Below are 13,324 nucleotides of genomic sequence, written 5' to 3' on the forward strand. Positions count from 1 at the left end.
GCAATCCCGAGAATACCCTACTTTTTTGTCGCCTGTGAAGGCTCCAAATCTTGGTACACAGAATACTTTACGCCATCACTTTTAATCGGCACATTTTTCCATAAACGTGCAAAATTAAGTGTACTTATGCTCTTATTATCGGCAGGGAGCTTAGCCGTTTCTTTTGGAAAACCGAACGGCATTCCTTGTTTTCTCAAGAGCGAGAATATTCTCGTCGTAATTCTGGCTGGCAATGCCGACATATAAAATGTCAATGACATTAAGCTGCGCAATTCGGGAAGCCATCGCTCCGCTGCGGATGCTTTTTTCCAAGGAGCTGGTAAAAAGCCTTATTCCCGCCAATTCCATGACCGGGTTATTGCCGAATTTGGTCAAGGAGATGATCGAGGCCCCGCTCTCCCGGGCTACCGTCAACGCCTGGATGATATCCTCAGTCTGACCGGAATAGGATATCCCGAAGGCGACATCGGTTTCCATCAGATTAGCGGCAAGAGTTGCCATCGAATTGAAATCGTAGGCCGCCTCGCACCAGCGGTTAATTCGGGTCAGCTTCTGCTTGAAATCCTCGGCGATAACTGCGGACGCACCGACTCCGAACACCGTGATCTTACGGGCCGAGCTCATCGTTTGGATCGCGTTCTCCACATCGGCTACCCTCAGCACCGACATCGTATCCTGAATCGACTGAATATTGTTATGGGATATCGATTCGATGAGGGAGCTGGTCGAACCGTCCATCTGTATTTCTTGATAGGAATTGATTTCCCGTGTGTTCTGTGCCAAATCGGCAGCTATCTTGATCTTGAGCTCCTGAAACCCTTTGAGCTGCAGGGACCGGGATAACCGGACAATCGTAGCCACGCTCACGCCGGCCAGTTCGGCCAGCTTCTGTACGGACAAATTGACCACCTTGTCCGGATGCTCCAGGATATACTTGGCCGCCTTCTGCTCCATCGGCTTCAACGAGCTTAACGCTTCCCGCAAACTTACTAATCCGCCACTTATCATATTCAATCACTCTTTCCCCATAGTCTACTCCTATATCCTCTCAAAAACCGTTACTCAAATTATAATGAATATAATTTCCCTAATCAAATATTGCCTTGAAATTTTATTCCTTAACAAAAAAAGCCCCCGCCGAAAAGACAGGGGCCTTGGGATTAATGCTGTTTCAATGTTTTGACAAGCCGTTTGGCTTCTCCCTGCGGAGTTTCAATCGCTTCGTAGATTCGAATGGTTAATGGGTATTCGTACTGATCCGTTCGCAAATCTTTAAACTCTACCGTTTGCACCCCACTGATCAACCGGTTCATTCCCGTGAACGAGAAATGCTCTTGAGCAATAGTCCGTCCGAGTGTATCGATCAGTTCGACCTTCATGGTGGAGAAGCTCTGATCGAGAACCACTCTGTCCTTCCGTTGAATGTCCAGATCCAATTGAAGTTTATACGAGTAAGTGACATAGCCCGGCATCGGGTTCGTGCTGGTCAGGAGCGTCCAATCCTTCAGTTCGACATCGAACGGATAGAAGGACAAGCGCGAGCTCGTTTCGTCCTGCTTCATGATCTCCGTCTGATAGGCGCTGATCGTCGTACGATAAGGCTTTGCAGTCTGGCTGTCCACCAGGAATAACCCCAGCTTCTCCTCGTTCTCCGATTCCGGGATGGCAAATGAATAGCTGACGGTATAGCTTAAATTGGGCATCAGCTTCTCCGTGGAAGAGATTTGGCGGACCCCGCTGTACGTATATCCTCCGCTATTCTTCAAATCGACATCGAATACGGGCACGGGCACGGGCTGCTCGCCCTTGTTGCGAAGCTTGAATTTGGCAATCGCCGTCTTATAGCCTTCCCCTTGGTTCTCATGCATGTAAAGCTCGACCAGCGATACGTCCACATCCGGATGAATTAACGAATTCACGTCGTCCACCTTCATCGGGGTGTCCATCACATACCGGTTTAACCCGTGCAAGGAAAAGCCCGTCTTTCCCGGCAGAACCACGTTCAATCGTCCTATCTCGTACGGAATGGGAGTCAGCTTGCCGGTCGGATCGGCGACCATGAAGTTTTCCTGAGTGAGCAGGTTGAAGCTTTCCAGGTCCACATTATTTTTGACCGGGATGGCGTAATGGATATACTCCCGTTCCCCCGGCTCCAGCGTAATGGGCTCCGTCTCTGCCCGTTGTCCCTTGAACACGGACTTCCCCGACTTGCCTTCCAGCATAAAGTCGGGAACGGTCTCCATCGTCGTGCCCGGATTCTCGACAAGCAGCGTTATCAGCTTAACCGGACCGGTTGGCGTATTCTCTTCCTCCACTTTGGAAGGGGTATACCGCAGCGGGGAAGTCAGCGATGGAATCGTGAACGATTCTCCCCATTTCAGTACCGCGCCCTGCCGGTTAATTTCATCCCCGCTGCCCGTCCATTCCAACTGCTGAACCGGTACGGTCAGCATTTCGGTCTCCACCTTGGGGTATACATACATATCAATATCGACCCAACTGATTTCCGAAACGTTGAACCCGGTACGGTCGACCGAGGTCATATAACTGAGCTCAATCTTCTCCTTGGGCTGCACCGTCCTTGCATTCGTTGCGCTTGGCTGCAGCGTATATTGCAAGCCGTCCGACGTGCGCACCCTGACTTCATAATCCGGCACCCGCGCGTTGCGGCCGCTGTTATTCTCCATCTTGACCACAATTCCTATGCGCGAACCGGTATCGTTACGTTCGTTAAGGACGCTCTTCACTTCGACGGACAGAGCTTCCGTCAATGAATAGACCGCGCTCGTCTGCTCGGCTGCAGCCGGAAGGTCACCCGCCGCATAAGCACTGTATCCGGAAGACAGCAGGGAGGCGGTCAGAACGACCGCCGACAATGTTTTTTTCCAACGTACTACCATAGTTTCTCCTCCCCAGGACGTTCTTCTTGCTATTTCAACGTTTTTAGTCGGCTACTTTAACGGTTTCCTGATCCACCAGTTGATGCTGTCCCGATATGACCAGCCGCTCCCCTTCTTCAACGCCCGACAGAATTTCTTGATTCAATCCGTCCAGCCGGCCCAATTCCACTTTCCGTCTCTCCACATGGTCCTGCTTGAGGATAAAGACGTAGCTGTCGGAGCCTTCCCGAACAATGCTGGAGGTCGGCACGGCTAAGACAAGCTGCTCCTCCTCGGTAAGCATCAGTTGAACACGAGTTCCCGGCTTCAATTTATGCTCCTCGTTGGGCACCTCCACATTCAACTCGTAGGTTTTCGTATCCACATTCATGACATCCGCCAGGTAGGTTATGGTTCCCTGCATCTTCTCTCCGCTGTCCGGCACATAGAAGGATACCTGTTCTTGGCCACGCAGGTAGGAAGCCGCCTCCTCCGTAAGTCTGGCCGTTATTTTGGCGGGATTCAATTGCTCGATTCTTCCAACCTGTACCCCTGGAGCCAGGGTGGTCTTTTCGACAACGGACAATTCGGTCAGAATGCCGCTCACCGGCGCTTTAACTTCATAATACTGCAGGCTCCGGTCAATCTCCTGCAAGTTTAGCTGCGAGGACTCCAATTGAACCTCCAGGGCAGCCATCGAATTGGACGATTCCATCGTGGCAAGCTTCTTGCGCATAATATCCAGGTCCATTCGCTGGTTGTTCAGTTGGGTTTCCATCTGCTCCAGCTCCATCTTGGTGGCCTGCCCGAGATCATAATCGTTGCGCAGCTTGTTGTAGTTTTTCTCCATTTCGGCAATGGCCTGCTCCTGCTTCTGAATCGAATTCTTCATCTCGGTCAAGCCGTTGACGTAGTCTCGCTGCGCACGCTCCAACTCAGCCTGGGCGCTCTTCACGCTGAGCAGCCCTTTCTGCCGCTGTACCTGGACATCATGCTTATCGATCTTAAGGATGACATCCCCTTCGTTGACATAGTCCCCGCGTTTCTTTACCAACTGAACCACATCGCCGTTCGCTTTGGCGAAGACGTCCATTCTTAGAGACGGAACGACTTCGGCCACTTGCTCCAGCGGTTCTCCGATTTTCTGTTTCTCTATATTCATCGTCTTAACCGTCTTCACCTGCTGTTCTTGCTCCACAGACGGGTTTGCAGAGGTCACCGGATCGGCACTGCAGCCGGAGATTAGGGCCGCGCTGATAACAACCGCTCCAAGCACTGCGGAAACCTTAGTCCGTTTGTTCATTCGTTCCATGTGCTTCATTATGCCTGATTCTCCTTTACTCTTACGATTATTGGGCTGCGGAAGTTGCCGTTGCTTGGGACGCTTTCGGCGATCTGCGGAAGATCCGTGCCAGCCTTCTATTCACAGAATGAATTAAGTCATAGACGATCGGTACAATAACCAGCGTCAATATAGTGGAGGTAATTAATCCTCCAATGACGACGACGGCCAACCCTTTGGAAATCAAGGCTCCTTTGGAGAAGCCCATCGCCAGTGGCATGAGAGCAAATATGGTGGCTCCTGCGGTCATCAGAATGGGGCGCAAGCGCTCCATAGCTCCTTCGATAAGCGCGTCGCGAACCGGAAGGTTCTCTTCCCGCAGCTGCTGCACGCGGTCTATCATGACGATCGCGTTCGTTACCACAATCCCGATTAACATCATGAATCCGATCAAGGAAGTGACGTTCAGTGATTCCGAGGTAATCAACAAGCCCAGCAATCCGCCGATTACAGCCAATGGCAGAGAGAACAGAATGGCGAATGGCGCACTGGCATTTCCGAAGGTGAGAACCATGATCAAATAAACAATGAAGATGGCAGCTCCCATCGCGACGAACAAGTCACCAAATCCTTCGCTGATGTTATCCGATACACCGGACACTTCCCGGGTGACACCGGACGGAAGCTCCAATTGATCCAGGGCGGCAGCCACTCTGGCGCTTACTCCGCCTTTGTCCTTGCTGTCGATAGCAGCCGTTACCCGAAGCGTCTGACTCTGATTATCTCTGGCGATGGACACCGGAGCGTCAATCTGCCGGAGCTTGGCGATTTCGTTCAGCTGCACCTTGGCACCGGTAGGTGAAGTCAATTGGATCTTTCCTAATGCTTCCAATGAATCTTTGTATTTATCGTCTAGTTCAACTACAGTTTTGTACAGGACATTGTCAAATTTCAGATCACCCAGCTTTTCCTTGCCGATCCAACCGGCCACCGTCTGCATGACTTCCGCTGAAGTCAGACCGTATACTCTCGCCTTGTTCTGGTCCACCATCACTTCAACTTCGGTCTTCAATTCACTCAGACTGTCCTTGATCGACGTCATCTCCGGGAATTCCTTCAGCTTCTCCTTAACAAGAGCAGCCGCCTGCTGCAGGACCAATGTATCCTCGCCTTTAAGCAGATAGGAGAAGTCCACTCCCCCGCCGCCGTCTCCGCCGAACGAAATCAATGAGCCGGAAACCTGAGAGCCTTTGGGAAGCTCGTACAAGACTTGCTCTTTCAATTCATTCAATGCCTTCTTGGCATTCGTAGCTTCAGAGGCTGCGGTAAACAGGGTGGCCTTATAAGGAACCACATCTTCACTGAAATCATAGCCTACCAGCGATTCGATATAAGTGAATTTAGGCTGTCCGTTAACGTCCTTCTGTTCCCGAATCATATCTTCGATTTCCTTCATCTTCGCATCCATCATTTCCATGGACGTTTCCCTCGGCATGTTAACCGACAGATACATGTGCTTGTCTGATTCACTCTCCGGCATGAAGGAGATGGCCAGGTTGGGAACGATCAGAACAATGGACAGGATGAACATCAGCCCGGACAACAGCAAAGTTTTGATCCGATGCTTTAAGCTCCACTCCAAAGCGCTCTTGTAACGCAGAGTAACTTTGCCTACGGTATGTTCCTTCGCTATACTCTTGCTTCTCATGACCATCAATTTGGCCAGCATCGGAATGACCGTAAGTGCGACCAACAGAGAAGACATCAGCGCTACACCTAACGTAATGGCAAAAGGTCGGAATATCTCCCCGATCATGCCGCCTATGAAACCAAGCGGCCCAAACACTCCCACGGTGGTTATCGTAGAAGAAGTGATGGCGGCAGCCACCTGCTTGGTAGCCATCAATATAACCGATTCGTTGCGCTCATGCGCCTTCTGCAACTGGCTGTAAATATTCTCGATAACAACAATGGAGTCGTCCACGACCCGCCCGACCGCTATGGCCATTCCGCCTAACGTCATAATGTTAAGAGAGATGCCAAGCGGCGCCATGACCATTAGAGTGATCAATATCGATAGCGGAATGGAGACCAGCACGATCAAGGTCATTCGTACATTCCTCAGGAACAGCAGGATCATGATGGAAGCCAGCAGCGCACCGAGCGCTCCTTCTTGAACCATGCCATGGATCGAATTCTCTATATCGGTTGCGGAATTGTAAATCGTCTGGAAGGCGATGTTCGGATGAGTCTGCTTCCAGACTTCGATCATCCGGTCTACTTCGTTGCCGAATTGGACGGCGTTGGCGCTCTTGGTCTTGTATAAATGAACCCCAATAGCCGGCTTATCATCCAGCCGCCCGATAAATTTCGATTCGCTGATCGCCTCTATAGAAGCTATGTCCCTAAGGGTTAAGGTTTCTCCTGTCGGCGCGGTGAGCTTCATATTCTCCAAGCTGTAGATGGAATTAAACTCTCCCGTGATCCGAACCATCTGGTTATTTCCACGAAATTCAACGGTTCCCGCCGGACTGGACATAATGGAAGACTGGATATAACCGGCTACCTGTGCCGGTGTGAACCCGTAACGGCTAATCGCCGTCGCGTCCAGCTTAATGGTCAGCGCCGTCTCCTGATTCCCTATCGAATCGACGTGGTCCAGCCCGCTAACGGAGTTGAAGCCAGGCAAAATAACGTCCCGATAGATCTTGTCAAGCTCTGCCTGATTCATGCCCTCCTCACCATAGATGGCCATGTAATAGACCGGCGACGAAGCAAATCCGAATGTCTGTACTTTGGGCTTCTCCGCTCCCAGCGGCAGCCGAACGTTAGCGACCAGGCTTTCAATCTCTCTCTTCGCCTTGTCGAGATCGGCACCCTGCTTCAGCTCGACCATAATATTGGAGTAATTATCGCTCGAGGTTGAAGTCAGGTTTTTCAAGCCTTCCATGCCGGATATCGTCTTTTCCAACGGTTTAGTTACATGCTCAAGCACATCACTGGGCGGTGCCATATATTGCGTGTTGACCATAACCATGGGTAAGGAGATATCGGGCATACTTTCCACTTTCAATATAGATGAGGCATACATTCCCCCGCCAACGAGCATTATCATCATGATGATTAATGCCGCTACGTTTTTCATGGAAAATTTCGTAATACTCTCCATATTGGCTTGCTCCCCCCACTCCTGTTATTGGAACGGCCTTGGTCGGCCGAACCTTTCTAATTTTATTCACAAATAAGTATATCGATTGTCCCTATGGGTGACAGGTGGAAAAAGTCATAAAATGGCTATGATGCCGGTCATATTTTCCATATGACCCTTGTAATAAACCGATATGACCTATGATGCATTAATAAACTTTGCGTAAAAGAAAAGCAGCCCAAGGGGCTCCCCTGGACTGCTCATGCGAAGGATATATTATGAAATATCCGGGTTATTTCCCGGTCAGCAGCTTCTGCAGCTTAGCCGGGCAATCGGTAATAATCCCCGATACTCCGGCCTCAATCATCTTCCTCATATCATCCTCATTATTTACAGTATATACATAGACCTCATAGCCGCCTTCCCGCAAATCCCGGATATCCTCGGCCTGGATATAACGGAAGTGAGGATGAACCGAGTATAAAGGCGCCGGGCTTAAATCGGCATAGCCTCTGTGGCTGTACAGCTCATCGTAAAGAATCCCGATCTTCAAGTTCGGCTCCAGAGCCTTAAGACGAGCCAGACATTGATGGCGGAAGGAGGAAACCACGACGGAGTCCAGCCGGTCCGAGCTCCGAATCTGATCGACCAGTTTACCTTCGACAGCTCCATCATAAGTATTCTTCAGCTCGATGTTAATCATAATATGCTTCGGAACCAGTTCAAAAACCTCTGACAATAGAGGGATTCGCTCCCCGCGGAACGATTCGTCAAAACGGATTCCGGCGTCCAGCTTTTTCAGCTCTGCCACCGTCATGGAGCGGATGGCCCCGGTTCCATCCGTCGTCCGGTTGACCGTCGAATCGTGACAGACGACAATCTCCCCGTCCGCAGTCAGATGAATGTCCAGCTCCAATCCGTCTGCCCCTTGCTCCAGAGCCTTCTGGAAGGCGATCAGCGTATTCTCGGGTGCTTCTGAAGCTGCTCCCCGGTGACCGATATTCATTGTCCTGTTTGTGTTCATAACAATCTCCTTTGAATGGTTGGTGAGTACTTGCCAAGCCGCACAGCCGCATGACAAAAAAAGACGCGATAAAACCACAAGCCCTTCGCTCTCGCAAAGCCTTGAATGCTTGCAGGTTTTCTCAGCGTCTCCACCTGAATTATTTGACTATCCCTATTATGTCAAGCTCATTCTGATCCGTCAATAGATTTCCTGGGCAAGCCGGCCCCGAATAAGCCGCTTCGTACGGGTCTGCCTCGTCCAGACATTATATTCTTCTATTTCTTGCGCCGTTTCGGGTTGATTTCTCCCTTTATCTTATTCGTTCTTGCATCCACAATCTGTATACTAAGCCCGGTGAAAGCACGGTTCAGCTCGAAGAGTTCCGCTATGGCTTCTTCTTTCGTCATTGGTCCCCAGAGTCTTCTTCCCTTATAACAAATATAATAATGCAGCATCGATTGCTCCATTTCGACGGCCCGCATCATTGGGTCAGAACGTTAATGGACAGTACATATTCTCGATGAAGAAACTTTGCTTAAGGAGGGCTCCCGTTCCAGGGAACCGCCCTCAAAATCTATGGTCCATTATATCATATCCGCTGTTGATTCCTGCCGAACGATTGGAGCCAGTAACCGCCAAACGGAACTGTGGGAATCGCAGCCCGTTGGGCCGTGCGAATATCGATCTCCATTTTTTCTCCGCGGGAAAGCTGAGGCTATCGGGTCAAAAACATGCAAGGATTATCGCCGGAAGCATCCGAGAATCCGCCAAAAGATTAAAAATCCCTGCACTTTCGGAGCTTTTACGAGTTCTTGCCGTTACTTCCGCTGTGACCAAACTGAAGGATCGTGGTTTGTCTTTGACGATAATACTTCCCGGGCTACTTTACGGCTCCCATGGTCATGCCTTTAACCAAGTGCTTCTGCACCGCTATTCCGAAAATAAGCATGGGAAGCATAACCAATGTTCCCGCTGCCGTCAGAGGCCCCCACTCGGTGCCCTGAAACGTCATGAAAGAAGTGATTAAAACCGGCAATGTCTGCGTCTCTCTTCCGGTCAGGACAAGCCCGATCAAAAATTCGTTCCAGACCAGCAGCATGGACAGGATAAAGGTCGCTGCGATCCCTCCCCTGGCCACAGGGACAATGATCCGGTAAAAAGCTTTAAACTCTGTACAACCGTCTACAAAAGCCGCCTCACGAAGCTCGTTCGGAATGTCCTCGAAGAAAGTGAGCAGCATGAGAACGACAAACGGCAGATTCATCAAAGTATAAACGAAAATCATTAGCAAGTAAGAATCCGATAGACCAATTTTCACGGCAATAAAATAAACAGGCAGCAGCATGAGAATCGGCGGAGCAATTCTCGCACTGAGAATGAAGGTTACCCACTTCGGCTTGCTGCGAAAATGGAAATAAGCAAGCGCATAAGCAGTCACCATGCCTAGACACAGGCAGAGAACGGTAGACACGCTGGAAATGGTCAGGCTGTTCAACAATGCCTTGAAGAAATCCGATCTGGAAAAAACATCGTCATAGTTGTCGAACGTAGGTGTAAATATAAACGCAGGAGGCAGGGCAAAGGCATCCTTGTAATTTTTGAGCGACGTCAAGATCAACCAGACAAAGGGCATCATAAAGAATAACAGGATCACTACGACACCCAGATAAAATAACGTTCCCTTCGCTGCGCGCATCCTCATCCCCCCTCCTAACTGTTTCTCGAGGTCATCGATTTATAAACAAATGTAAAGACAAACGTCAGCAGCACCGTAATGGACAAGTTTATAACCGTGGCATAGCTCAGATTGAAGTTATTGAAGCCTTGAATATAAGCGTACATATTGGCCGTCTCCGTTGCCAATGACGGACCTCCGCGTGTCATGACATAAATGATGTCAAAGGTCTTGATGCTGTCCATGAGACGGAGCAGCAGAGCAATCAGGAGAGCCGGCTTCAGCAGGGGCAGAGTAATATGCATGAAGGTCTGGACAGGACTTGCTCCATCCACCTTGGCCGCTTCCAATGGCTCGCTGGGCATCGCATCCAGCGCCGAAGCCAGAATGAGGAAAACAAAAGGCGTCCACTGCCATACATCGGCAATAATAACGGAAAACATAGCCAAGTCTACGCTCCCTAGCCAATCATGCTTGCTTCCCAACCCGATCAGCCCAAGATAATAATTAATAATCCCGGCGTTCGGATCGTAAAAAATACGCCAGATCAGCCCGGATACCACCGGCGTCATAATCATTGGAATCAGCATCAGCGCCCTGACCAGCTTGCGGCCGGGAAATTGCCGGTTGAAATAGAGGGCGATGGCCAGACCGAGCGCCAGTTCTATAAAGGTGGCGATTAGAGAGAATTGCAGAGTCTTTCCGACCGAGGTCCATGCCCGCTTATCCTGGAACAAATCGCTGAAGTTAGACAAGCCCACGAAAGAAAAGGTTTGTTTAATCATGCTGATATTGTGTAGGCTTAAGTAGATCGAATATCCAAGCACCAGCACTGAAAAAAACACAAGGACCACCACGCTTGGCATCAGCCAATAGCGCTGGCTTTTATGCATCGCTTTCACTTCCTTATAAGGGCCAGGGCGAATTTCTCGGCTCCTGGCCCTTAGTTATTAGAACTATGATTATTTAGCCTCCAGCAGCCGGTTATTCAAATCGTTCGCTTCCTTCAGAGCTTCCTCTGCCGACGTATGCCCGGTCAAGGCTTTGGAAATCGCGACTCCTGTATTGTTAATCATCTCATTGGCTTGCGCGATTTGCGGCAAGTAATCCATATTCCCTTCTTCGATCGCTTGTAGCATAGCGTCCTTGAACCCACCGAACTTCTCTACAAACACGGGCTCTTTCATGGCGCTAAGCGAGGTGACGCCGGCATTCGGGTCGATGGACATCGATTTAACCTGCTGTTCCTTCGATGTCGCCCAGCTCATGAACAACCAGGCCGCTTCTTTGTTCTTGCTGTCCTTAGAGAGGTAAATTCCGTGCACTGTCAAGGTGGAGGCTCCGCCCTTCGGGTTGTCCGTCTGGGTAGGCACCGGAGCATATCCGACATTTCCTACGATGGAGGACTCCTTAGGGTCTTCATTAAAGGCTCCGTTGACGGTAGCATCGATGGTCATGGCGGCTTTGCCCTGCTGGAACAGCAGCCGGTTTTCTTGCCAGCCGAAATTGGCAACCCCCGTCGGTCCGTATTGCGTCAGCAGATCACTATAGAATTCGAGCGCCTTGACAGCTTCCGGAGAAGCAATATCGGACTTGCCCTGACCGTCCAGCCATTGTCCCCCGAATCCCCATAGGAACGTCGACCATACATAAACATTCTGAATGCCTTGCTCTCCCCGCAGAGTGATCCCGGCGATTTCTCCATTGGTCTGTTCATGGATCGTCTTCGCCGCACTCATCAGTTCGTCGTAGGTTTTGGGTACCTGAAGGTTGTATTTTTCAAACAGATCTTTGCGGTACATCAGGAAGTTGCTTTCCCCATAAACGGGAAGACCGTATGCTTGCCCATCCACCTTCATGACTTCCAAATATTTAGGAACAAAATCCTGACCGTCAAAATAAGAGCTTAAAGCCTCGTTGTTCATAAATTCATTCAATGGCTCCACATAACCGGCATTCACATAGCCGATCCCGTGAACCATATCATCCATGATGACATCGTAGCGGCCGGAACGGCTCGAGAAGTTCATCAAGGCTTTGGATGTCAGATCGCTATAAGGGACAATCTCCAAATTGACCTTGATTCCCGTTTGCTCTTCGAATTCCGGAAGCATTTTTTGAATCGCGTTGCTCGTCGGATGGCCTTCCAGAAGCACATTAATTTGCTGGCCCTGATACGGCTTGTCCCCGCCAGCACCACTGCTGCCCTGAGGGTCCCCCTCATTGGAATTGGAGCATCCCGCCGCGACGGATAATGCCAGCAAAGGAACGGCAATAGCTTTAATCGATGTTTTCATCCTGACCCCTCCCCATTCATTATGGCTGTACTGCTACCGGACGGCCGGTCCGCAAGGCTTCTTCCATGGAATGCGCGATATACACCGCTCTACAGGCTTCTTCCACTGTAATTGGAAGCGGATCACCCTCCAGGACTCCTCTGACGAACGAGGTTAATTCCTCCTTCATAATTCCCGTCATCCTGCCGTACATTTCTACTCCGTAGGCGGTATCAGGGAACGTAAACCGGGTGCCGGTGTGAACCGAAATATTCTGATGGATGATATCGATGTTTACTGCACCCTCGGTTCCGGTAATGTCCAGCTTCGCATCAAGCTCCAGATGTTGCTCCGGAAGCACCCAGCTCGTTTCGTAATTCCCGATCATTCCCGAAGCAAACCGGAGAGTCGTTAATGTGGCGTCCATCACTCCGAACGAGGACAGGCGTTCACTGACGCCGACAGCGTACACTTCGACAATACGGTCGCCCGTTATCCACTCTATAGCGTCGATATCATGGACGCCCAGGAACATGAGGACGGACGTTCTTCCTTTTAATCTTTGCCCATTCAGGAATGAATTGTTCCGCCTGGCGTACAGATGCAGCGGCTTACCGATCTTCCCCTGTTGAACCGCCTGATATGCTTGATAATAACGCGGGTCCCAGCGAAGAGTATGTCCCACCATCATCTGAATGCCCGATTGTCTAACATGCTCCACAATCTCCTTGGCTTCTTCGATATTTGCGGCCAAAGGCTTTTCCATCAGTACGTGCTTGCCGTACTTGCAGGCAAGGACAGCCAGCTCATAATGCTGGTCATCGGCCGTACAAATACTGACCGCATCCAAATCCGGGATTTGAAAAACCGCTTCCAATCGATCGCAAGCGGCAACCCCATATTGAGAGGCGATCCTCTCACTCAGCTCCCGGTTAATATCGCAAACGGCGGTTAGCTCCACATTCGGCATTTCCGCATAAATCCGGGTATGCTGCTGGCCCATAACTCCTAATCCAATGACGGCAACCTTTAGTTTACGCATGATGATGCTCGTCCCC

At 50.3% G+C, this 13,324-nt stretch carries 10 protein-coding genes; all 10 read right to left on the bottom strand.

Features of this window, described 5'->3' with window-relative positions; all coding sequences use genetic code 11:
* Window positions 1-150 precede the first annotated feature (150 nt).
* The 10 genes from ACTHRH_RS20410 to ACTHRH_RS20455 all read right to left on the bottom strand — a co-directional run bounded on the left by ACTHRH_RS20410 (window position 151) and on the right by ACTHRH_RS20455 (window position 13,308).
* The gene (locus ACTHRH_RS20410; protein ID WP_144939410.1) at window positions 151-1,008 is read right to left on the bottom strand and encodes a MurR/RpiR family transcriptional regulator; all 858 of its coding nucleotides are present in this window, start codon (window positions 1,006-1,008) and stop codon (window positions 151-153) included.
* Window positions 1,009-1,160: 152 nt separating this feature from the next.
* Entirely contained in the window at window positions 1,161-2,900 is a 1,740-nt protein-coding gene (locus ACTHRH_RS20415) for a hypothetical protein (protein ID WP_440417410.1), read from the bottom strand.
* A 43-nt stretch (window positions 2,901-2,943) separates the two neighbouring features.
* Entirely contained in the window at window positions 2,944-4,200 is a 1,257-nt protein-coding gene (locus tag ACTHRH_RS20420) for an efflux RND transporter periplasmic adaptor subunit (protein WP_440417412.1), read from the bottom strand.
* Between the two features lie 28 nt (window positions 4,201-4,228).
* A complete protein-coding gene (locus ACTHRH_RS20425) occupies window positions 4,229-7,330 on the bottom strand; it encodes an efflux RND transporter permease subunit (RefSeq protein WP_144939397.1) in 3,102 nt (1,033 codons plus the stop codon).
* Between the two features lie 271 nt (window positions 7,331-7,601).
* The gene (locus tag ACTHRH_RS20430; protein WP_440417414.1) at window positions 7,602-8,333 is read right to left on the bottom strand and encodes a glycerophosphodiester phosphodiesterase; all 732 of its coding nucleotides are present in this window, start codon (window positions 8,331-8,333) and stop codon (window positions 7,602-7,604) included.
* A gap of 257 nt (window positions 8,334-8,590) precedes the next feature.
* Window positions 8,591-8,722: a hypothetical protein gene (locus tag ACTHRH_RS20435; protein ID WP_379286125.1), complete on the bottom strand. Its 132-nt coding sequence runs from the start codon at window positions 8,720-8,722 to the stop codon at window positions 8,591-8,593.
* Window positions 8,723-9,195: 473 nt separating this feature from the next.
* Window positions 9,196-10,011 carry a carbohydrate ABC transporter permease gene (locus tag ACTHRH_RS20440; protein ID WP_440417416.1) on the bottom strand — a complete coding sequence of 272 codons (816 nt, stop codon included), beginning with the start codon at window positions 10,009-10,011 and terminating at the stop codon, window positions 9,196-9,198.
* A 14-nt stretch (window positions 10,012-10,025) separates the two neighbouring features.
* Window positions 10,026-10,883 carry a carbohydrate ABC transporter permease gene (locus tag ACTHRH_RS20445; protein WP_440417418.1) on the bottom strand — a complete coding sequence of 286 codons (858 nt, stop codon included), beginning with the start codon at window positions 10,881-10,883 and terminating at the stop codon, window positions 10,026-10,028.
* A gap of 69 nt (window positions 10,884-10,952) precedes the next feature.
* Window positions 10,953-12,287, bottom strand: a complete 1,335-nt coding sequence (locus tag ACTHRH_RS20450) for an ABC transporter substrate-binding protein (RefSeq protein WP_440417420.1) — start codon at window positions 12,285-12,287, stop codon at window positions 10,953-10,955.
* Window positions 12,288-12,306: 19 nt separating this feature from the next.
* Window positions 12,307-13,308, bottom strand: a complete 1,002-nt coding sequence (locus ACTHRH_RS20455) for a Gfo/Idh/MocA family protein (protein ID WP_440417422.1) — start codon at window positions 13,306-13,308, stop codon at window positions 12,307-12,309.
* Between the last annotated feature and the right edge of the window lie 16 nt (window positions 13,309-13,324).

The organism is Paenibacillus sp. SAFN-117 (assembly GCF_051966115.1).
Taxonomy (GTDB): Bacteria; Bacillota; Bacilli; order Paenibacillales; family NBRC-103111; genus Paenibacillus_L; species Paenibacillus_L residui.